We start from the raw sequence: 21,547 nt of genomic DNA, 5'->3' as shown, positions 1-21,547 counted from the left end.
CCACACCTACTGCTACCCAACAGGCAGGCACATATTTCCTTCACCAGCGCAACGGACAGGCACAGCCGCCCGGCGCACCGGAAAGGAACGCTTTCATGATCCAGATTTTCCTGAATTCCCTTGTCGCCGTTCTCATCGCATCGGCCTCTCTGACGACTGCGATAACAGCCCTTAGCAGCCAGGATCGCTCGCTGCGGAAAGTACCGGTCAAGGTTCGGACAGAGCGGCAACCGAATGCCGACCGCCGCTCTTAATCCCGTAAATGATCAAAGCGATGGCGCGTCCTGCCGGACGCGCCATCGCTTTGATCTGCGTATAACCGTTTAAAGGAATAATTAGGCGAAGAACTGTCCGCCATTGGCCGTCAGCGTCGAACCGGTGATGAAGCCGGCATCGTCGGAGATGAGGAAGGTGACGCAGCGCGCGATCTCTTCCGGCTCGCCGAGACGGCCGACGGGGATCTGCGGAATGATGCGTTCGTTCAGCACCTTCTCCGGCACGGCAAGCACCATTTCCGTGCCGATGTAACCGGGGCAGATGGCGTTGACGGTGATGTTCTTGGCTGCCCCTTCCTGGGCCAGCGCCTTGGTGAAGCCGAGATCGCCCGCCTTGGCCGCCGAATAATTCACCTGGCCCATCTGGCCCTTCTGGCCGTTGATCGACGAGATATTGACGATGCGGCCGAAGCCGCGATCGCGCATGCCGGTCCAGACCTGATGCGTCATGTTGAACAGGCCGGTGAGGTTGGTATTGATCACCTCGTGCCACTGCTGCGGCGTCATCTTGTGGAACATCGCGTCGCGGGTGATGCCGGCATTGTTGACGAGGATTTCGACCGGCCCGATCTCGCTTTCGATCCTGGCGATCCCTTCGCCGCAGGCAGCGTAGTCGGAAACATCCCATTTGAACACCGGAACGCCGGTGACATCGTGAAAGGCTTTGGCCTTCTCGTCGTTGCCGGCATAGCTGGCCGCGACCCTGTATCCGGCATTTTTCAGTGCCATGGATATTGCCGCGCCGATGCCGCGTGTACCCCCGGTGACCACAGCCACTCTGCTCATGCTTCGCTCCCCTTTTGTTTTTCGCCCCGCCGCATGGCGGGATTTTCAATCAATCCTGGATCGTATGCTATTTAAAGCGCTTCAAAGCACATGGCCACACCCATGCCGCCTCCGATGCAGAGCGTGGCGAGACCCTTCTTGGCGCCGCGGCGCTTCATTTCGAACAGCAGTGTGTTGAGAACACGCGCGCCGGACGCGCCGATCGGATGGCCGATCGCGATCGCGCCGCCATTGACGTTGACGATCGCCGGGTCCCATCCGAGATCCTTGGTGACAGCGCAGGCTTGCGCCGCGAAAGCTTCGTTCGCTTCGACGAGATCGAGATCGTTCACCGACCAGCCGGCCTTTTCGAGCGCCTTGCGCGAAGCCGGGATCGGCCCGGTGCCCATAATGGAAGGATCGACGCCCGCCGTTGCCCAGGAAACGATGCGGGCGAGCGGCTGGATGCCGCGCCGGACGGCTTCCGCTTCGCTCATCAGCACCGCCGCAGCGGCGCCGTCGTTAAGGCCGGATGCATTCGCGGCCGTCACAGTGCCGTCCTTGTCGAAGGCCGGGCGCAATTTCCCCATCGCTTCCAGTGTGGCGCCGTGACGGATATATTCGTCGGCATCGACCGTAACGTCGCCCTTACGTGTCTTGATGACGTAGGGGATGATCTCGTCGGCAAAACGGCCGGCCTTTTGCGCCGCTTCCGCCTTGTTCTGCGAAGCCACGGCGAACTGATCCTGGTCGTCGCGCGACAGCTGCCACTGACGCGCGACATTTTCGGCGGTGATGCCCATGTGATAACCATGGAAGGCGTCGGTCAAACCGTCCTTGATCATCGTGTCGACCATCTTCATGTCGCCCATCTTGACGCCGCTGCGTAAGTGCGCGGCATGCGGGGCCATCGACATGGATTCCTGGCCGCCGGCAACGATGATCTTGGCGTCGCCGGTGGCGATCTGCTGCATGCCGAGCGCGACCGCGCGCAGGCCCGAGCCGCAGAGCTGGTTGACGCCCCAGGCAGTCGCCTCCTTCGGAATGCCGGCCTTTATCGCCGCCTGGCGGGCCGGGTTCTGGCCCTCGCCGGCGGCAAGCACCTGGCCGAGGATCACCTCATCCACCTCGCCGGCATCGACGCCGGCGCGCTCGAGCGCCCCCTTTATGACCGCCGCCCCGAGCTCATGCGCGAGGACCGTCGCGAAAGCGCCGTTGAACGAGCCGACTGCTGTTCGCCCTGCACTGGCGATGACGATGGATGAATTGCTCATGGGGACGCTCCTCGTTTTCGTCTCACTTACATAAGGAGAAACTGGCAAAGCTTGGAGCACAAGTCAAACGCGAAGACCGGCTGCCGCCATTTTTCAGCCGAAGCGCTCCCAAGCCCGATTCATCTGCTCTGTTAAAGGTTTGCCGCATCGCACAAAGAGATTGTCACCGGCCTTCTTTTGCGTTTACAGTCTCAAGTGGAGGAAGATCCATAAATCAGACGGGGGTTCAGGAGACTGATATGGCGAAGCATGAGGGTCAGATCGTTATCAAGAAATACGCCAATCGCCGCCTATATAACACCGGCACCAGCACCTATGTGACGCTGGAAGACTTGGCGGAGATGGTGAAGAAAGGCGAAGACTTCACCGTACAGGATGCAAAAAGCGGAGATGACATCACCCATTCGGTGCTGACCCAGATCATTTTCGAACAGGAATCGAAGACCGGCAACACGTTGCTCCCGATCTCCTTCCTGCGCCAGCTCATCACCTATTACGGCGACCAGATGCAGATGGTGGTGCCGAGCTTTCTCGAACATTCGATGCGCGCCTTCACCGAACAGCAGTCGCAGATGCGCGAGCAGGTGAACCGCGCCTTCGGCGAGACGCCGCTCGGCAAGAACCTGCAATTGCCGATGCAGATGGTCGAAGATCAGGTTCGCCGCAACACCGAGCTGTTTCAGCAGGCGATGCAGATGTTCTCGCCCTTCATGACGCCGCCTGCCAAGGAAAGCCGCAAGGCCGAGGCCAAGGATATCGATGAGCTGAAGGAACAGCTCCGCGCCCTTCAGAACAAACTCGACAACCTATAATCCGATCGAGACATCACGCCCGGCGCTCCGGATCGAGACGGCAAAACCGCCGATCACATCGATCAGGGCGATCGTCATCAAAATGAAGAATACCTGCGTCGCAGCATCCCGGACGAGCAGAAACTCGACCAGGAAGGCGATGAACACCAGCATCGACAACATATGGTTGACGAGATTGCCGGGGCCGGTTCTGGTCGCCTTGAGGATTTCGAAGAACAGCACGACAAGGGCGATGACGATGAACAGATCGCCGAGCGCCATGCTCCAGATCGCGCCCGAGATCATCGACAGCACGATGACATCATGCTGCAGGGCCGGAATGCCGCCATCGCCCATCAGGCCCAGCATCGCCAGATTGTAAAGAATAAACGGGATAATCATCAGCGGCATTGCGGCTATCATCGGCAGTCTCCTCAGCGCAAGAAGAATACTGCCGCAAACCGCTGCCAGACCGCAAGTCATTGCAAATATTATACCGTCGAAATAGAAAAGGCCGGCGTGACGCCGGCCTTGAAACTTTCGATCGGACAAGCCGGATCAGGAAATTATGCGCTTTCCTTCGGCGTCAGAACCTGGCGGCCGCGATACATACCGGTCTTCAGGTCGATATGGTGCGGGCGGCGCAGTTCGCCGGAGTTCTTGTCTTCGACATAGGTCGGAGCCTTCAGTGCATCTGCCGAACGGCGCATACCGCGCTTGGACGGGCTTGTTTTTCTCTTCGGTACAGCCATTTCTCTTACTCCACTTGCGGGCAAAACATTCCCACGGCCAGACTGGCGGCCGAAACGGACATGTCGCGATTTCGGAATTTGGCGCGCTTATACATGCAAGGGGTGGCCTTGACCAGTCCCCATGCGTATTTTTTGCGAAGCCGATGATTCCGGGCTCAGACTTCGTCTTCCGGCACGATCCAAGGCTCCGCGCGGGCCGCCTCTTCCCATTTTCGCCAGGCCGGATGCGCCTTCATGGTCTCCATATAGGCCAGCGTATCGTTTCGGCTGACGAGATCATAAATGTCGAAGCGGTTGACGACGGGCGCAAACATCGCATCCGCCCCGCTGAACGCACCAAAGAGAAACGGTCCGCCGGATTGCTGCAACAGGTTGCGCCAGATTGTCTCGATGCGGCTGATATCGGCGTCGACACCATCCGGCAATGCGATCTTGGCCTTCGGCCGGCGGATATTCATCGGGCAGGCGTTGCGCAGCGCCCGAAAGCTCGAGAGCATTTCCATCGAAACCGAACGGGCAAGCGCCCGCTCGGCCCGATCCCCAGGCAGAAGGCCGGCCTCCGGATAAAGCTCGGCGGCGTATTCGATGATCGCCAGCGATTCCCAGATCTTCAACGCGCCGTGCTTGAGAAGCGGCACTCGCCCGGTCGGCGAAACCGCCTTGATATGGGGATTGCCACCAGGATAATCGAAGGGGATCAGGACTTCCTCGAAATCGATGCCGACGCCCGTCAGCGCCATCCAGGGCCGAAACGACCAGGAGGAATAGTTCTTGTTGGCGATATAGAGCGTCGGTTTGTCCATGGGCCTCCTCCGTTCAGGCTTCGAAATCAAAGATCAGCAATTCGTGGAAATGGTTCATGTCCTCGAACACGCAGAATGCCGGCGGGGTAAGCTCGAAAACGGGAGCCTTGCGGCGGATATCCTCGGCCACGTCATCGAGCATCGCCTGCCAGCGCGGCAAGGCTCCGTCCTCAAGCCGTTCGACCGCATAGGCGAAGGTCATGTGGAACTTATAATCCTCGTGGTTCGGCTGGCGATAGCCGAGAAGATCGGCCAGCGCGTTGCGCCAGGCGCGCATGACCTTGCGGTCCGTCTCCGTCGCCCCGTCGACGAGCAGGCCCGACGGGCGAGCTTCGACGATCGCGACCCTGAAGGGGTCAGCCATCGAGAAACCTTCGAGCCTGGCCGCCATCAACTCGGTCATGTCTTCGATCGGCGTATCGAGCGGCAGATCGCCCGGCCAGCAATCCTGCCGGCGCCGGGTTTCGATGACGCCTTCGAAAAGTGTCATGTGAAGACTTGATATCGGCGTAAAGAGGAACTGCGGAGCCTCGGGCATGGCCAGATATGTCTCGCGCGCCTCGATCAGCGCCATCTGCGTCTGCGAACCCTTCTCGATATGGCAGACGATGGTGTTGCCGGCTTCCGGGAGAAAGCCGCCGATTTTGCGATAGCGGCTGCCGAGATGGGCGGGCGGGTTCGGATTGTGCGTCTTCGAATAAGAGAGAAGCTCGGGCGAAAATGTCGTGATGGTCATGGGCGAATCAGGGCTCTGGTTGGACTGCATCCGTCCATATGGCAGAACCAAGAATGTCAGATGACGCTTACCGCCTCTAGAGCATGATGCCGAAAAGTGTGCGCGGTTTTCTCATGACATCACGCTCTCACAATATAATTTAGAACAGGATTCAGATTTCAGGCCGCCCCCGGGCTAAAATCATCCTGTTCTGACGACAAGTTCTGATGTCAATCTCTGATGTCAATCATAGATGCACTTGATGTAATCGCCCGAACCTTGCGCACGCCTCTCGATCACGCCGGCAAGCCGGCGAAGGCCGCGTCCGGGCTTGCCGGCATTGCGGTCGATCGGGTTCGGCAGCGAGACGGCTAGCAGCGATGCCTGGCGCCGCGTCAGCTTCGAGGCCGGCACCTTGAAATGATGCTGGGCGGCCGCCTCGATGCCGTAGATGCCGGGGCCCCATTCGGCGATATTGAGATAGATTTCCATCAGCCGCCGTTTCGACAGGACGAAATCCGTGGCGACCGCAAGTGGAAGCTCCAGCGCCTTGCGCACAAAGGAGCGGCTGTTCCAGAGGAAGAGGTTTTTCGCCGTCTGCATCGGGATGGTGCTGCCGCCGCGCGTCGCCTGGCCTTTCAGCGTATCCTCGACCAGCATGCGCATTTCAGCCCAGTCGACGCCGCCGTGAAAGCAATATTGCCCGTCCTCCGACATCATCACCGACTGCACCACGACCGGGGCGATGTCATCCAGCGACACCCATTGCCTGTCGTAACCGCGCAGCAGAAGAAGATCGCGCAGCATCAGCGTCGAGACGGGGTGAATGAAGGGCAGCAGATAGAAAAAGATCAACGCGTAGGGAAGGATCAGAAAGACCAGGACGGCAAGAACAATGCGTTTCAACACGCGCCGATCTCCGAACCGCCGATCTCCGAACCATTGCCGACGAACCGGCATGTCGACGCTGTCCTCTCTCTCCGGCGCTATATCCAATGTTCCCCAGTCCGATTTCGCTCCTCTCGTTCTCATAGCGCCTGTACAGAGCTTATGCCAGAGTGCGTGGTGAATCTTGCCGCTGTCATCGACAATTCCGTTGCAAGCCCGGGGGCGCTCATGCCAAACAGCGCCCATGGACGCGAACCGGGACACTTTCGAAACGAGGCTGAAGAACAACGCCCACGAGATCGAGGCGCTGCTCGACGCATTGCTTTCACCAAGCATCCTTTCCGATGAAATCGCCAGGCCCGAAAGGCTGCGCGATGCCATGCATTATGCCGTGCTGAACGGCGGCAAGCGGCTGCGCCCATTCCTGGTCGTCGAAAGCGCTGCCCTTCTCGGCGGCAACGCTGAGGCAGCACTTCGCGTCGGCGCGGCACTCGAATGCGTCCACTGCTATTCCCTCGTCCATGACGACCTGCCGGCCATGGACGATGACGACCTGCGCCGCGGCAAACCAACGGTACACATTAAATTCGATGAAGCGACCGCGATCCTCGCCGGCGACAGCCTGCTGACCTACGCCTTCGATATCGTCGCCGCGCCGGAAACGGCGCTTCCCGATACCAGCAAGGCATCGCTGGTGCTGGCCCTTGCCCGCGCCGCCGGTCTTGGCGGCATGGCCGGCGGCCAGGCCCTCGATCTGGCAGCGGAAAAACAAGCCCCTGACGAGGCCGGCATCATCCGCCTGCAGGCGATGAAAACGGGCGCGTTGATCCGCTTCGCCTGCGAAGCCGGCGCCATCATCTCGGCAAGTGCGCCGGAAGACCGCCGCCGCCTGCGCGCCTTCGGCGAAAAGATCGGCCTTGCCTTCCAGCTGGCCGACGACATTCTTGACCTGACTTCGGACACCGAGACCATGGGCAAGGCGACCGGCAAGGACGCAGCCCGGGGCAAGGGAACGCTCGTCGCCCTGCGCGGTATGGAATGGGCCGAGCGCCAGCTCCACCAGCATGTCCGCGATGCCGAGGCGCTGCTTACCCCTTACGGCGCCCGTGCCTCGACCCTTACCGCTGCGGCGCATTTCATCGCCGACCGGAAGAGCTAGAGCAATTCCAGGAAAAGTGCGAAGCGGTTTTCCCAGGCAAAGCGCGACGCGTTTTTACCGGGAATTACGTAAAACAAAGGAATAGAGTGGTTCTGCGCTTCCGTTAAAAGCTGAACCGCTCTATCCCTTTCCAGGTCAGGCTGCCAATATTTCCGTGAGAGCCGAAACCAGGCGGGCACATTCCTCGTCCGTGCCGATGCTGATCCGCAGGAAGTCCGAAATACGCGGCTTGGCAAAAAGCCGGACGAGAATGTTCCGCTCGCGCAGGGCGGTGAGAAGCGCTGCACCCGACTGACTTTGGTGCCTTGCGAAAACGAAATTCGCCTGGGACGGCAAGACCTCGAAATCCAGCGCTTGGAGTTCGGAGACGAGGTTTTCCCGGCTGGCGATAAGCTTCCTCCGGCATGTCTCGAACCACGCCTCGTCCTTGATCGCCGCCGTCGCGGCGACCTGCGCCAGGCGATCGAGCGGATAGGAATTGAAACTGTCCTTGACGCGCACCAGCGCCTCGATCAGTTCCCGCTGCCCCAGCGCGAAGCCGACGCGCAGGCCTGCGAACGAGCGGGATTTCGACAGGGTCTGAATGACAAGCAGATTGGGATATTTTGAAATGAGCGGGACGGCGCTTTCGCCGCCGAAATCGACATAGGCCTCGTCGATCACGACGACCGCATCCGGGTGAGCGGCGACAAGCGCCTCTATGTCGGCACGCGGCAGGCCGATCCCGGTCGGTGCATTCGGATTGGGGATGATGATCGCGCCGCACGGCCTGTCGTAATCCGCCAGTCGGATCTGGAACCCGTGATCGACAGGCACTTCGATCGCTTCGACATCGTATAGCAGGCTATATGTCGGGTAGAAGCTATAGGTCACATCGGGATAGAGAAGCGGCCGTTCGTGTTTCAACAGCGCCTGAAACGCGAGGGCGAGGACCTCGTCGGAGCCGTTGCCAACGAATACTTCTTCTGCCATCAGGCCGAAACGGGCGGCGATCGTCTCGCGCAATTCCGTCGCCGCGGGATCGGGATAGAGCCGCAGACGATCGTCCGTCGCTTGCCGGATTGCCTCGAGTGCCTTCGGAGACGGCCCGTAGGGATTCTCGTTGGTGTTGAGCTTGACCAAGCCGGCGATACGCGGCTGCTCTCCGGCGACATAGGGCCGAAGCTTGCTGACGATATCAGACCAGTACCGGCTCATTCGAACTCGCGGGCGTTCATTCCGCCGCCGTCCGCTGGCCGAAACGCTTCTCGATATAATCGACGACAAGCGCCTCGAAGTCGGCGGCGATATTGGGGCCGCGCAGCGTCAGCGCCTTACGGCCATCGATGAAAACAGGGGCGGCCGGCGTCTCGCCGGTGCCTGGAAGCGAAATGCCGATATCGGCATGTTTGCTTTCACCCGGCCCGTTGACGATGCAGCCCATGACGGCGACGTTCAGCGCCTCGACTCCGGGATACTTTTCGCGCCAGACCGGCATGTTCTTGCGAATGTCGTTCTGGATGTTCTGGGCAAGCTCCTGGAACACCGTCGAGGTCGTGCGTCCGCAGCCCGGACAGGCGGCAACGACCGGTATGAACTGGCGGAAGCCCATGACCTGCAGGATCTCCTGCGCCACCTGGACTTCGCGGGTGCGGTCGCCATTCGGCTCGGGCGTCAGCGACACGCGGATCGTATCGCCGATGCCATGCTGCAACACGAAGCCCATGGCCGCCGACGAGGCGACGATGCCCTTGGTGCCCATGCCGGCTTCGGTCAGACCGAGATGCAGCGCGTGATTGGAGCGTTCGGCGAGCATCGAATTGACGGCGATCAGATCCTGCACCTGGCTGACCTTGGCCGACAGGATGATGCGGTTGCGCGGCAGGCCGATCTCCTCGGCAAGGGCTGCCGAAAGCAGCGCCGACTGCACGATCGCCTCACGCGTCACCTGCCGGGCCGAAAGCGGCGAACCGGCCGCGGCATTCTGGTCCATCAGCGCCGTCAGCAGATCCTGGTCGAGCGAACCCCAGTTGACGCCGATACGCACCGGCTTGTCATGGCGGATCGCCATCTCGATGATCTCGGCGAACTGCTTGTCCTTCTTGTCCTTGAAGCCGACATTGCCGGGGTTGATGCGGTATTTCGCCAGCGCCGCGGCACAATCGGGATGATCGGCGAGCAGCTTGTGGCCGATATAGTGGAAGTCGCCGATCAATGGCACGTCCATGCCGAGCCGCAGCAGCCGCTCGCGGATCTTCGGCACGGCAGCCGCACTCTCGTCACGGTCGACGGTGATACGCACAAGCTCCGAGCCAGCCCGGAACAGGGCGGCGACCTGCGCGACGGTCGAGTCGATATCGGCCGTATCGGTATTCGTCATGGATTGCACGACGACCGGCGCCCCGCCGCCGACGATGACGCCGCCGACATCGACGGCAACGGAAGCGCGGCGCGGTTTCGGATCAAAATCGGCGGCTGACAACATGAAGAGTTCTTGCACCCCTAAAGCATGTCGCGCAAAAGTATGCAGCGGTTTTGCGATCACGACATGCGCAAAATAAAGACCTAAAGCGCGAGAAGCAAATCTGAAAGATTGCGACGCGCTTTAGAAACAGCGCCTTTCAGGTGGATCATGACCGCTTTCTTGTCAACCGCCCCCGATATCACTTTTGGTTGGAGGCGGTTCAGTGGCCGCCTCCGGAGGTCCCATCGGCATAATGGGCCAGTTTGGAAAACAGGAGGACGACGAGCAGCAGCACCGGCAGCGCCATGAAGACCGCAGCGAAGCCGACATGCTCGGCGACGAAGCCGATCAAGGACGGTGCGACCAGCATGCCGGAGTAGCCCATGGTCGTGACGACCGAGATGCCGATGCCGGGCTTGAGGCCGGGAATATTGCCCGCCGCCGAGAAAGCGATCGGCACCATGTTGGAAATCCCGATCCCGCAAAAGGCAAAACCCAGGATAGCGATCTCGGCATTGGGGGCCAAGCCTGCAAGCAGCATGCCGACGATCGCAAACAGCGTGCAGATGCGCAGCGTCTTGACGCCGCCCAGACGGTCGCGCACCAGATCGCCGGCAAAGCGCATGATCGCCATGGTCGCCGAAAAGGCTGCGAAACCAAGACCGGAAAGTGCCACGGATGCATCCATTTCCTGCCGGAGATAGAGCGCGCCCCAGTCGAGAACCGCACCTTCCGGCACCATGCTGAACAGCGCCATCAATCCGAGCAGCCACGGCAGCGGCACCATCGGCAGCTTCGTCTTTTCCTTCTTGGTGTCGGGATGCGGCGGGTCCGCAAGGATCATCGGCCATGCCAGAGCAAGGAAGATTGCCGCCAGCACCGTCGCCAGTTCCGCATGACCGAGAATACCGAGCTTGGAAATCACGATGCCGCCGAGACCTGAGCCGATCAGTCCACCAAGACTCCAGAACGCATGGCAGGACGACATGATGGCGCGGCGCATGGATTTCTCGACCGACACCGCATTGGCATTCATCGCCACATCCATTGCGCCAATGAAGCCGCCGAACAGGAAGAGCGAGATGGCCCCGGTGATCACATTTGGCGCGAGCGTCAATGCCAGCAGCAACGGCAGCACGCAGACAGCCGTCACCTGAACGACGATACGCGAGCCGTGCTTGGCAATCTGCGCACCGGCAATCGGCATCATGACCAGCGAGCCGACGCCGAAGACGAGGATCATCAGCCCAAGCTCGAACTTGCTCAGCGCCAGACGCTCGGCAAAGTCCGGAATCTTCGGCGCCCAGCAGCCGACGACGAAGCCATTCATGAGAAAGAGCAGGGAAACCGCCGCCCTGCTTCTGGTAACGAAGCCGCTCCGGACCCCCGGCGCACTTACATGACTGTCCATTTCTCGGTCTTTCCTCATTGCCGGGCTTGCAAGCGCCCGATTTCCCTAAACTCTGTGACGTCGCCTCAGTTCGTTTTCTCGGCGATAACAGTCCTGCATCCGCGCTCGCGGTAGCGGCCGAGAATTGCCGGATCGGCATCGTGTTCGACCACCAGACATTCGCAATGGGCAACCGGCAGGACACTATGGGGGGCGGCAGTGCCGAATTTCTCCGAGGTTGCAGCCACCAGCACCCTTTTGCTCCTCGACGTCGCAAACCGCTTGAACTCCGCATCCTCGAAACCGAACACCGTGATGCCGGCCTCAAGGTCGACGCCGCAGGCGCCGAGAATGCAGAGGTCGGGCGAAATCTGCTCCATATCGCGCAGGGCCTTGGCGCCGAGCGCACCGCCCGTCTGCCGATCGACCATCCCGCCGATCAGGATGACGTTGATGGCAGGCTTGTCGATCAGCGCTGCGGCAATCGCCGGCGCATTCGTCGCAGCCGTCAGCGCAAGATCGGCCGGCAATGCATGGGCAATCGCCAGATTGGTGCTGCCGGCATCGAAGAACACGGTCGAACCGGCGGCGATCTGCTGTGCCGCAGCGCGCGCCAGCGCCTGTTTCCGGTCGGCGGCAAAGCCGATGCGCTGCGTCAGGCTTCCATGCGCCGGCGAGACCGGCAATGCGCCGCCATAGACCCGCTCGCAGAGCCCCGCGGCCGCCATCTCGCGCAGATCGCGCCGCACCGTATCCTCGGAGACGCCGAATTCGAGCGCAAGTTCCGCCGCCAGCACGCGGCCATTCATCCGCAACCTCTCGGAAATCACCCCTTGACGCTCGCGTAATAGAAAATCCTGCATGTTCCTACCGGATCGACATCTCACAAATCTAGAAACGTGCATAAACACTTATGATCGTGCAGGCAATACGCATTGCTACACGTTTTCTGACGTTTTGAAACAAAGTCACTACCAGAGCGAAATATGTCCTATTGACCGGTCTAAGAGGCAGGAATATCGATTCATCATTCCCGATTCCCTCCGGCATATCCGCCATCTGGTGCGTCTTCCTGTGAAAAACTCCGTCAGCCTGGGCATCCTGCTCACGACCGTCGCCTATATGGCGTTTACCTTCCATGACGCGATCATCAAGATCCTGACTTCAAGCATTCCCGTCTGGCAGATCCTGTTTTTCCGCAGCCTCACGATCTTCCTCGGTTGTCTCGCCTATGGTCGCGGCAAACTCGTTCGCCAAACGATCACATCGCCGATCGTCAAGCCGATGATCGCCCGCAGCATCCTTCTTCTTTGTGCCTGGCTTTCCTATTATTCCGCGGCAAGCCGCCTGCAGCTTGCCGAAGTGACGACGCTTTATTACGCCGCACCTGTCGTCGGTACCCTGCTCGCATGGGTCATCCTGAAGGAAGAGGTCACGCCGGCGCGCTGGCTGGCCGTCGGCGTCGGTTTCGTCGGTGTCTTGATCGCCTGCAATCCGGTCGGCCTCACCATTTCCTGGCCGGTCTATCTTGCGCTGCAGGCGGCCGTCCTCTGGGCATCCGCCATGGTGCTGCTGCGCAAGACGTCGCTGCACGAAAAGACCATCGTGCAGCTCACCGTTTCCAACGTCTTTTTTCTTGCCCTGACCGGCCTTGCCGTTCTCTACACCTGGCAGACCCCCGATATGACGCAGCTCGCGCTGCTCATTGCCACAGGCATCGTTGCCGGCTGCGCCCAGTTCGCCCTTTTCGAAGGCATGCGCCAGGCGCCCGTCTCCGTGCTTGCACCATTCGAATACAGCTCTCTCGTCTGGGCCTTCCTCCTGGGCTATCTGATCTGGGCCGACATCCCGACGCACAATGTGGTCGTCGGCGCGGCCCTGATCCTCAGCGCCGGATTGATCATCATCGTCAGCGAAAGGCTGCGCCGCCGGGCCGGAGCATGATGCCTGTTTCCGCAGGATTCATGGTTGGAACGGCCGCTTGAGAAAATTATTTGCAGTTGCTGCTTTTATTCGCAGTTTTCTACGCTTCCGGCGCCATAATTTTCTGCAAAGTATCCCCATCCGATGACAACCTCCCAAGGATGGATAAAACAATGAACTGGTTGAAAACCGTCGCCGCTGCCGCCCTCATTCAGGCTGCGGCCCTCCTGCCTGCCCATGCCGGCGAGAACCTCGCCGCCATCAAATCGGCCGGCGTCTTCAAGATCGGTACCGAAGGCACCTATGCGCCCTTCACCTATCATGACGAAAGCGGCAAGCTCGTCGGCTTCGATGTCGAGATCGGCGAAGCGATCGCCGCCAAGCTCGGCGTCAAGGCCGAGTTCGTCGAAGGCAAGTGGGACGGCCTGATCGCCGGCCTCGATGCCAAGCGCTACGACACCGTCATCAATCAGGTCGGCATCACCGAAACCCGCAAGCAGAAATATGATTTCTCCGAGCCCTATATTGCCTCCAAGGCCGTGCTGATCGCCCGTGACGGCGATGACAGCATCAAGTCCTTCGCCGATCTGAAGGGCAAGAAGGCCGCCCAATCACTGACCAGCAACTTCGGCAAGCTCGCCACCGAAGCCGGCGCCGAACTCGTCGGCACCGACGGTTTCGATCAGTCGATCCAGCTCGTGCTGACCAAGCGCGCCGACGCCACGATCAACGACAGCCTCTCCTTCCTCGATTTCAAGAAGCACAAGCCGGACGCGCCGGTGAAGATCGTCGCCGAACAGGAAAATGCCGACTACTCCGGCGTCATCATCCGCAAGAACGAGCCGGAGCTTCTCGCCGAAATCAACAAGGCGCTTGCCGACATCAAGGCCGACGGCACCTATAAGAAGATCGCCGACAAGTATTTCGGCCAGGACGTTTCCAAGTAAGCTTCGTTCAAGAAAAGAACCCCCGCCCCCACAAGGGCAAGGGGGTTCGATGCCGCGCCGCCTCATCTCAGAACAGCCTCCCCGCCACAGTACGGTCGCTATTTGGCGCGCCGAAGGCCCCGATAAGCCCCTCCCCCTTGTGGGGAGGGGTTGGGGAGGGGTATTCCACTTCGACGCACCAACCGACCAGAAGGAATTCCCTTGGCGCACTGGCTCCAACTGATGGCGGAATCGCTGCCTTCGCTCCTGTGGGCGGGGCTGATCTTCACGATTCCGCTGACCCTGCTCTCCTTCGTCTTTGGCCTGGCCCTCGGGCTCGCCACCGCGATCGCCCGACTCTTCGGGCCGATGCCGCTCTCCGCCGTCGCGCGCTTCTATGTCTGGGTCATCCGCGGCACGCCGCTGCTCGTTCAGCTCTTTGTCATCTTCTACGGCCTGCCGAGCCTCGGCATCCTGCTCGATGCCTTCCCGGCCGCCCTCATCGGCTTCACCCTGAATATCGGCGCCTATAGCTCCGAGATCATCCGCGCCGTCATTTCCTCGGTGCCGAAAGGCCAGTGGGAAGCTGCCTATTCGATCGGCATGAGCTGGCGCCAGGCGATGAGCCGCACCATCCTGCCGCAGGCCGCCCGTGTCGCCGTGCCGCCTTTGTCGAATACTTTCATCTCGCTGGTCAAAGACACTTCGCTTGCCGCCGCCATCACCGTGCCGGAACTCTTCCAGGCGGCGCAGCGCATCGTCGCCACCACTTATGAGCCGTTGATCCTCTATATCGAGGCGGCGCTGATCTATCTCGTCCTGAGCTCCGTCCTCTCGCAGCTGCAAGTGCGGCTGGAACGCCGCTTCGCGCGTTATGGCGGTATGCTGGAGGCAAATGCATGATCGAGCTTTCCAACATCGAAAAGCGCTTCGGCGATGCGGTCATCCTGAAGGATATCAGCATCCGCATCCCCGAAGGCAGCGTCACCGCGCTGGTCGGACCTTCCGGCGGCGGCAAGAGCACGCTGCTGCGCTGCATCAACCTGCTCGAAATTCCGACAGCAGGCGCGATCCGCCTGGGAGAGGAAACGCTGGCCTTTACCCCGGACAAACGAACGAGCTGGCAGGCGATCCAGAAGATCCGCCGCCAGACCGGCATGGTCTTCCAGAACTTCCAGCTCTTCCCGCATCAGACCGCGATCGAGAATGTCATGGAAGGTCTGGTGACGGTGCTGAGATGGCCGAGGGAAAAGGCCCGCGAACGCGCAATGGAATTGCTGACCAAGGTCGGCATGACCCACAAGGCCGACGCCTGGCCTTCGACACTATCGGGTGGCCAGCAGCAGCGCGTCGCAATTGCCCGGGCACTGGCGCCATCGCCGCGCGTGCTTCTTTGCGACGAGCCGACATCCGCGCTCGATCCCGAACTTTCGGCCGAGGTGGTCGATGTGCTTGGCAAGCTTGCCAGCGAAGGCACGACGATGGTGATGGCGACCCATGATCTCCGGCTCGCCTCGAAGATCGCCAATGACGTCGTTTTCCTGGAAGCCGGAAGCGTGGTGGAAACGGGCAGCGCCAGGGCGATCTTCAATACGCCGGAGCGCGAGCGCACCAAGCGCTTCATCTCGACGATCAACGCCGCCAATACTTACGATATCTGAGCTAGAGCCTTTCCGATTTAGATTGCAGCATTCTGTTGGCTCAAACGGAGTCGGATGGTCGACCGGCCGGCGCGCGTCGTAGCCCGGCTCTACGGCCAAGCCGGCCCGTTTCAGCCAACCCTCCCGCAGATTTGCCTTGCAAATCTGCAAGACTTTAGAAGCGCCGGACGCACCTATTGCTTCGCATAGTGAAGCAGTGCGGCCGGTGGGCCGGGCATCTTTGCGCCGGCAGAATGCTGCAATCCAACCGGGAAAGGCTCTGGTGCCGGGATGCGAACATCCCGGCATTGCTCGCTGCAATCAGGAGGCCGTAACGACGGCGCGCGCGGCCTTCAGCGCATTGCCCCACCAGGTGAGCTGATCGAGCATGTTCTTGGCGGCCTCATTGAGATGGGCGTAATCACCGAGGCTCTTGCCTTCCTTGAGAACCGCAAGATATTCGCTGAACGCGATGTGGACGGCGGTCTTGACGGACGCTGCGCTCATTTCGACGAAGATCAGGCGAAGCTGCTCGACCGCACGTGCGCCGCCGACGCCGCCGTAACCGACGAAACCGACCGGCTTCTGAATGAATTCGCCGAGATCGATCGCGTTCTTCAGAACCGCGGTCGGCGCATGGTTATATTCGGCGGCGGTAAAAATGAAGCCGTCGAACTCGCGCAGCTTCTTCTTCCAGTTCTCTGCGGTTTCGCTTTCCGCCGTGGTGGCGCGCTCTTCCCCGAAGAAATGCATGGGGTAGTCGAGAAGGTCGAGAACTTCGACTTCGAGATCAGAGCGCTGGCTGGCGAAATCTGCGATCCACTTGGCCGGATGCTGGGCAAAACGGCCAATACGCGTGCTGCCGACAATGACGGCAATCTTCAACTTGCTCATAGACGATTTCCTGATGGGTCTTGGGGGCGGGTGGTGAGCGTGCCAATCTATGAGAAAGCCTCCTCGCCGGGCAAGGCAAGGAGGCCGCTCACTTTTCACAAAATCAGCTTTTTAACAGCCCGACCGTACACAATCGGGTGATCGGTAGCATGGCCGAATGCAACCCTTCGGAAACATCGACCCCGCCTGCTCAGCCGGCGTAGACGACGAGCAGGTCCTTGGCGTCGATCTGATCGCCGGCGCGCACCAGCACCTCGGAAATCGTGCCATCCTTTTCCGCGTGCAGCGCCGTTTCCATCTTCATCGCCTCGATGGAGACGAGCACGTCGCCGGCATTGACGACCTGGCCGGGCGAGACGAAGACACGGCTGATGACACCCGGCATCGGCGCACCGACATGGATGGCATTGCCCGGCTCGGCCTTGCGGCGGACGGCGGCACCCGTCGCCCCATGAGCCCGGTCCGGCACCTTGATGCGGCGCGGCTGGCCGTTGAGCTCGAAGAAGATGGTCACCATGCCCTGGCTGTCCGTCGCGCTCATCGCCTGGTTGACGATGACGAGCGTCTTGCCGCGTTCGATATCGGCAAACAGTTCCTCGCCATCCTTGAGACCGTAGAAATAGGCCGGCGTCGGCAGCACCGAGACCGGGCCGTAGGTGTCGGAGGCGAGCGCGAAGTCGGTGAAGACCTTCGGATACATCAGATAGGAGGCAAACTCGAAGTCGCTGATCTCTCGCTCGAGTTTCGTCTCGATGACTTTACGCTCGGCATCGAGATCGGCCTCCTTGAGCAGCGAGCCGGGGCGCACGGTATAGGGCTTGTCACCCTTCAACGCCTTCTTCTGCAGCGCTTCGGGCCATCCAGACGGCGGCTGACCGAGATCACCCTTCAGCATCGATACGACCGATTCCGGGAAGGAGACTTCCTTGTCGGGGCTGACGACATCGGCGACCGTCAGGTCCTGCGAAACCATCATCAGCGCCATGTCGCCGACGACCTTGGAAGACGGCGTCACCTTGACGATATCGCCGAACATCTGGTTGGCGTCGGCATAGGCCTGCGCCACCTGATGCCAGCGGGTCTCGAGGCCGAGCGAGCGAGCCTGTTCCTTGAGGTTGGTGAACTGGCCGCCCGGCATTTCGTGCAGATAGACTTCGGATGCCGGACCCTTCAGATCGCTTTCGAAGGCCGCATACTGGTTGCGCGCCGCTTCCCAATAGAAGGAGATACGGCGGATCCATTCCGGATCGAGGCCCGGATCGCGCTCCGTACCGCGCAGCGCCTCGACGATCGAACCGAGACAGGGCTGCGAAGTATTGCCGGAAAGCGCATCCATGGCCGCATCGACGGCATCGACACCGGCATCGACGGCGGCAAGGACGGTCGCAGCCGCAATACCCGATGTATCATGCGTGTGGAAATGGATCGGCAGGCCGGTCGCCTCACGCAGCGCCTTGAACAGAACCTTGGCAGCCGCGGGCTTGAGCAGGCCCGCCATATCCTTGAGCGCGATGATGTGAGCGCCGGCCTTTTCGAGCTCGACCGCAAGGTCGGTATAGTATTTCAGATCATATTTTGGACGGGCCGAGTTCAGGATATCGCCGGTATAGCAGATCGCCGCCTCGCAGAGCTTGTTCTCCTCGGCAATGGCATCCATCGAGACGCGCATGTTCTCGACCCAGTTGAGGCAGTCGAAGACGCGGAAGAGATCGATGCCGCCCTTGGCCGCCTGGCGAACGAAATACTTGACGACATTGTCGGGATAATTGGTGTAGCCGACGCCGTTGGCGCCGCGCAGCAGCATCTGCAGCAGAAGGTTCGGCGCCCCCTCGCGGATCAGTGCCAGGCGCTCCCACGGATCCTCGGTCAGAAAGCGCATGGAAACGTCGAAGGTCGCGCCGCCCCAGCATTCGAGCGACAAAAGATTCGGCAGCGCATGCGCATAGGTGCCGGCGATGCGGGCGATGTCATAGGTGCGCATGCGGGTGGCGAGCAGCGACTGATGGCCGTCGCGCATCGTCGTGTCGGTCAAGAGTACGCGCTTTTCGTTGCGCATCCATTCGCCGAATTTCTTCGGGCCGAGCGTGTCGAGGAGCTGCTTGGTACCGTCCTTGACCGTATTGCCGTTGGCATAGGGAACCACCGGTTCGGCCGCGTTATCAAGCGGCCGCGGCCGGTCCTTGGCCTCGGGATGGCCATTGACGGTGACGTCGGCGAGATAGGTGAGCAGCTTCGTGGCGCGATCCTGGCGCTTGACCTGCTGGAAAAGCTCCGGCGTCGTATCGATGAAGCGGGTCGTGTAGCTGTTATCCCGGAACTTCGGATGGCCGATGATCGCTTCGAGGAAGGTCAGGTTGGTGGCGACGCCGCGAATGCGGAATTCGCGCAGCGCCCGGTCCATGCGGGAAATCGCTTCGGATGGATTTGGCGCCCATGCCGTGACCTTGACGAGAAGCGGATCGTAAAAGCGGGTGATGATGGCGCCGGAATAGGAGGTGCCGCCGTCGAGCCGGATGCCGAAACCGGAGGCCGAGCGATAGGCGGTGATCCGACCGTAATCCGGAATGAAATTGTGCTCCGGATCTTCCGTGGTGATGCGGCACTGCAGCGCATGGCCGTTGAGACGGATATCCTTCTGCCCGGGCACGCCCGATTCCGGCGTGCCGATTGCAAAGCCGTCGAGGATGTGGATCTGCGCCTTGACGATGTCGATGCCGGTGACGACTTCGGTCACCGTATGCTCGACCTGGATACGCGGATTGACTTCGATGAAGTAGAATTTGCCGGTATCGGCATCCATCAGGTATTCGACGGTGCCGGCGCCGATATAATTGGTCGCCGCCGCAATCTTCAACGAATAGGCGGCAAGCTCCTGGCGCTGCGCTTCCGAGAGGTAGGGGGCCGGTGCGCGCTCGACGACCTTCTGGTTACGGCGCTGGATCGAGCAGTCACGCTCGAAGAGATGCACGACATTGCCGTGCGTATCGCCGAGAACCTGGCTTTCCACATGGCGGGCGCGCTCGACGAGCTTTTCCAGATAGACCTCGTCCTTGCCGAAGGCGGCCATCGCCTCGCGTTTGGCCTCCGTCACTTCGCGGGCAAGGTCCTTCGGATCGCGGATGGCGCGCATGCCGCGCCCGCCGCCGCCCCAGGAAGCCTTGAGCATGACGGGATAGCCGATCTCCTCGGCCATCTTGGCCACTTCGGCCATATCCTCGGGCAAGGGGCCGGTGGCCGGCACCACAGGCACGCCGACCGAGATCGCCAGGTTGCGCGCTGCAACCTTGTTGCCGAGCTGGCGCATCGTATCGGCCTTCGGGCCGATGAAAATGATGCCGGCCTTGTTGCAGGCATCAACGAATTCGGGGCTTTCCGACAGCAGGCCGTAGCCGGGATGGATCGCGTCCGCGCCCGAAAGCTTGGCGACGCGGATCACCTCCTCGATCGAGAGATAGCTCTCGATCGGACCCATATCCTTGGCGAGATGCGGGCCGCGGCCGACCTGATAGCTCTCGTCCGCCTTGAAGCGGTGCAGTGCCAGCTTGTCCTCTTCCGCCCAGATGGCCACCGTTTTTATTCCAAGTTCGTTGGCCGCGCGGAACACGCGAATGGCAATTTCGGAGCGGTTGGCAACGAGAATCTTGGAAATGGGCAAAACGGTCTCCTCAGACGTTCAGACGCGGGCATGCTGCACCCGCGAAGAAAATTCTTAACTTCTTGTCACAGGAAGTTCAATTTCTCTTGCGACTGCGAAATGCACTTTCTCGCCATTCTGAAGCGCATAGCATCGGACTCGCGTCATTTGACGCGCTTATCTTATGATCATGCATGTCGTTGTCCAAAGCCGCTGCCCCGTTTTGGACGACATGCGTCAGCTTATCAGGCCATGGCGGAAGGCAAGCGCCACCACTTGCTGCCTGTTTTTCGCCTTCAGCTTGTCCTGCAGGCCATTCATATACCAATCGACGGTATGGTTTGAGATCTTCAGCATCTTGCTGATCTCCATCGAGGTCATGCCTTCGGCGAGATAGTGCAGGATTTCCATCTCGCGTCGGGTCAGCGGCGTCTCGGCCGGCAGCACGGTCTCCAGCGCCTGCACTTCGCCTTTCAGGTCGAGCAACCGCCAGAAGGCCTTGCGCGCCACCGCCTCGAACAGTGCGATCTCCACCGGTGACAGCTCGATCGGCTTGCCGGCGAGATTGAGGCTGCCGAGAATGCCGTTTCGTCCGTGGATCGGAAAGATGTAGCCATCTTCCAGTCCATGGCCGAAGGCATCGACCATCATCTGCTCCATACGGCGTTGCTGCCCATCCTTGCTGAACGCCGCCATGCTGTCTCGCCAGCGGAAAGGCCGCTGGGCATGGGCGAGATAACGCACCATCGGATCGATCAGCACATATTTTTTCGCGGTATATATCTGCGGCCATTGTTCCGGCCAGCGGCCGGCAAGCGCCGCAGCCCAGGGTTCCGGATTCGGCTGCGCCGGATTCTGCGGCACATGGCGCAGCAGGCCGTAATAGTCGAAGCCGCAGCCGTGGATGCCCTGCTCCAACTCGGTGACGACGACCTCAGGATTTGAACATTCTTCCAGAATTATAAGCAATTGAATTAACGAATTAATATTCACAAAATGCCCCTTGCCCGGACTTGACGCCCGCATCGAGGCCGTCGGCGGCTTTTCAAATTGGTCGCGAAACGGTCTTCTTCAAAAAATGCAGTCACTAATTTAATGCTGTGCTAAACATTTAATAAAATGCAAGCGCAAATTGTTGCGAGATATGTTCATGCAGCAATTTCAGCGCCATAGCCATCTCGTCGCATCCTGCGATAGTATGATCGGGTTTAATCGTCGCGACGATCGATGCCTGAATGCTCCGTTAATCGCCGGTTCAGGTAGCCTTTTGTAGCA

The 21,547-nt window shown here is 60.5% G+C and carries 21 protein-coding genes; 7 read left to right on the top strand and 14 right to left on the bottom strand.

Features of this window, described 5'->3' with window-relative positions; genetic code table 11:
* Window positions 1-95 precede the first annotated feature (95 nt).
* Window positions 96-254, top strand: a complete 159-nt coding sequence (locus FHT75_RS24725) for a hypothetical protein (RefSeq protein WP_176707329.1) — start codon at window positions 96-98, stop codon at window positions 252-254.
* Between the two features lie 81 nt (window positions 255-335).
* Here FHT75_RS24725 and FHT75_RS24720 read toward each other — a convergent pair whose 3' ends face one another.
* Together FHT75_RS24720 and FHT75_RS24715 are read right to left on the bottom strand one after the other, a co-directional pair.
* On the bottom strand, window positions 336-1,061 hold the full coding sequence (locus tag FHT75_RS24720) for a beta-ketoacyl-ACP reductase (protein ID WP_063473842.1): 726 nt from the start codon (window positions 1,059-1,061) through the stop codon (window positions 336-338).
* Between the two features lie 71 nt (window positions 1,062-1,132).
* A complete protein-coding gene (locus FHT75_RS24715) occupies window positions 1,133-2,314 on the bottom strand; it encodes an acetyl-CoA C-acetyltransferase (protein WP_028756527.1) in 1,182 nt (393 codons plus the stop codon).
* A gap of 239 nt (window positions 2,315-2,553) precedes the next feature.
* Here FHT75_RS24715 and phaR point away from each other — a divergent pair, with 239 nt between their 5' ends.
* The gene (phaR, locus tag FHT75_RS24710) at window positions 2,554-3,126 is read left to right on the top strand and encodes a polyhydroxyalkanoate synthesis repressor PhaR (protein WP_028756528.1); all 573 of its coding nucleotides are present in this window, start codon (window positions 2,554-2,556) and stop codon (window positions 3,124-3,126) included.
* Here the strand turns inward: phaR and FHT75_RS24705 are convergent.
* From FHT75_RS24705 to mtgA, 5 genes are all read right to left on the bottom strand, one after another.
* On the bottom strand, window positions 3,121-3,528 hold the full coding sequence (locus FHT75_RS24705) for a hypothetical protein (RefSeq protein WP_028756529.1): 408 nt from the start codon (window positions 3,526-3,528) through the stop codon (window positions 3,121-3,123). The genes phaR and FHT75_RS24705 overlap by 6 nt on opposite strands.
* A 143-nt stretch (window positions 3,529-3,671) precedes the next feature.
* Window positions 3,672-3,857 (bottom strand): 50S ribosomal protein L32, encoded by a 186-nt coding sequence (rpmF, locus tag FHT75_RS24700; protein WP_003543812.1) that lies wholly within the window; start codon window positions 3,855-3,857, stop codon window positions 3,672-3,674.
* A 155-nt stretch (window positions 3,858-4,012) separates the two neighbouring features.
* Window positions 4,013-4,660, bottom strand: coding sequence for a glutathione S-transferase family protein (locus FHT75_RS24695; protein ID WP_183845231.1), 648 nt, complete (start codon window positions 4,658-4,660; stop codon window positions 4,013-4,015).
* A 13-nt stretch (window positions 4,661-4,673) separates the two neighbouring features.
* On the bottom strand, window positions 4,674-5,396 hold the full coding sequence (locus tag FHT75_RS24690; RefSeq protein WP_063473843.1) for a DUF1868 domain-containing protein: 723 nt from the start codon (window positions 5,394-5,396) through the stop codon (window positions 4,674-4,676).
* A 222-nt stretch (window positions 5,397-5,618) separates the two neighbouring features.
* Window positions 5,619-6,371 (bottom strand): monofunctional biosynthetic peptidoglycan transglycosylase, encoded by a 753-nt coding sequence (gene mtgA / locus FHT75_RS24685; protein WP_028756532.1) that lies wholly within the window; start codon window positions 6,369-6,371, stop codon window positions 5,619-5,621.
* Window positions 6,372-6,507: 136 nt separating this feature from the next.
* Between mtgA and FHT75_RS24680 the strand changes: the two genes are divergently transcribed.
* Window positions 6,508-7,422 carry a polyprenyl synthetase family protein gene (locus FHT75_RS24680; RefSeq protein ID WP_028756533.1) on the top strand — a complete coding sequence of 305 codons (915 nt, stop codon included), beginning with the start codon at window positions 6,508-6,510 and terminating at the stop codon, window positions 7,420-7,422.
* A gap of 135 nt (window positions 7,423-7,557) precedes the next feature.
* Here the strand turns inward: FHT75_RS24680 and hisC are convergent, their stop codons facing one another.
* From hisC to FHT75_RS24660, 4 genes are all read right to left on the bottom strand, one after another.
* Complete coding sequence (gene hisC / locus FHT75_RS24675; RefSeq protein WP_028756534.1) at window positions 7,558-8,619, bottom strand: histidinol-phosphate transaminase; 1,062 nt, start codon at window positions 8,617-8,619, stop codon at window positions 7,558-7,560.
* 16 nt (window positions 8,620-8,635) lie between these two features.
* Window positions 8,636-9,886, bottom strand: coding sequence for a flavodoxin-dependent (E)-4-hydroxy-3-methylbut-2-enyl-diphosphate synthase (gene ispG, locus FHT75_RS24670; RefSeq protein WP_028756535.1), 1,251 nt, complete (start codon window positions 9,884-9,886; stop codon window positions 8,636-8,638).
* A gap of 199 nt (window positions 9,887-10,085) precedes the next feature.
* Window positions 10,086-11,276 (bottom strand): MFS transporter, encoded by a 1,191-nt coding sequence (locus tag FHT75_RS24665; RefSeq protein WP_028756536.1) that lies wholly within the window; start codon window positions 11,274-11,276, stop codon window positions 10,086-10,088.
* A 65-nt stretch (window positions 11,277-11,341) separates the two neighbouring features.
* Window positions 11,342-12,118 (bottom strand): DeoR/GlpR family DNA-binding transcription regulator, encoded by a 777-nt coding sequence (locus FHT75_RS24660; protein ID WP_028756537.1) that lies wholly within the window; start codon window positions 12,116-12,118, stop codon window positions 11,342-11,344.
* 211 nt (window positions 12,119-12,329) lie between these two features.
* On the opposite strand from FHT75_RS24660, the gene FHT75_RS24655 reads away from it, so the two are divergent.
* From FHT75_RS24655 to FHT75_RS24640, 4 genes are all read left to right on the top strand, one after another.
* Window positions 12,330-13,199, top strand: coding sequence for a DMT family transporter (locus tag FHT75_RS24655; protein WP_028756538.1), 870 nt, complete (start codon window positions 12,330-12,332; stop codon window positions 13,197-13,199).
* 152 nt (window positions 13,200-13,351) lie between these two features.
* Window positions 13,352-14,125: an amino acid ABC transporter substrate-binding protein gene (locus tag FHT75_RS24650; protein ID WP_017995516.1), complete on the top strand. Its 774-nt coding sequence runs from the start codon at window positions 13,352-13,354 to the stop codon at window positions 14,123-14,125.
* Between the two features lie 201 nt (window positions 14,126-14,326).
* Window positions 14,327-15,007, top strand: coding sequence for an amino acid ABC transporter permease (locus FHT75_RS24645; protein WP_012759450.1), 681 nt, complete (start codon window positions 14,327-14,329; stop codon window positions 15,005-15,007).
* Window positions 15,004-15,765 (top strand): amino acid ABC transporter ATP-binding protein, encoded by a 762-nt coding sequence (locus FHT75_RS24640; RefSeq protein WP_028756539.1) that lies wholly within the window; start codon window positions 15,004-15,006, stop codon window positions 15,763-15,765. The genes FHT75_RS24645 and FHT75_RS24640 overlap by 4 nt, the downstream gene beginning before the upstream one ends.
* Window positions 15,766-16,065: 300 nt before the next feature.
* Here FHT75_RS24640 and FHT75_RS24635 read toward each other — a convergent pair whose 3' ends face one another.
* The 3 genes from FHT75_RS24635 to FHT75_RS24625 form a co-directional block, all read right to left on the bottom strand.
* Window positions 16,066-16,638 (bottom strand): NADPH-dependent FMN reductase, encoded by a 573-nt coding sequence (locus FHT75_RS24635; protein ID WP_028756540.1) that lies wholly within the window; start codon window positions 16,636-16,638, stop codon window positions 16,066-16,068.
* Window positions 16,639-16,828: 190 nt separating this feature from the next.
* A complete protein-coding gene (gene pyc / locus FHT75_RS24630) occupies window positions 16,829-20,293 on the bottom strand; it encodes a pyruvate carboxylase (RefSeq protein WP_028756541.1) in 3,465 nt (1,154 codons plus the stop codon).
* Between the two features lie 216 nt (window positions 20,294-20,509).
* The gene (locus FHT75_RS24625; protein ID WP_028756542.1) at window positions 20,510-21,265 is read right to left on the bottom strand and encodes a helix-turn-helix transcriptional regulator; all 756 of its coding nucleotides are present in this window, start codon (window positions 21,263-21,265) and stop codon (window positions 20,510-20,512) included.
* Window positions 21,266-21,547: the final 282 nt, after the last annotated feature.

Source organism: Rhizobium sp. BK112 (assembly GCF_014193215.1).
In the GTDB taxonomy this organism is placed as follows: domain Bacteria; phylum Pseudomonadota; class Alphaproteobacteria; order Rhizobiales; family Rhizobiaceae; genus Rhizobium; species Rhizobium anhuiense.
This window is presented reverse-complemented; position numbering and strand designations above follow the sequence as displayed.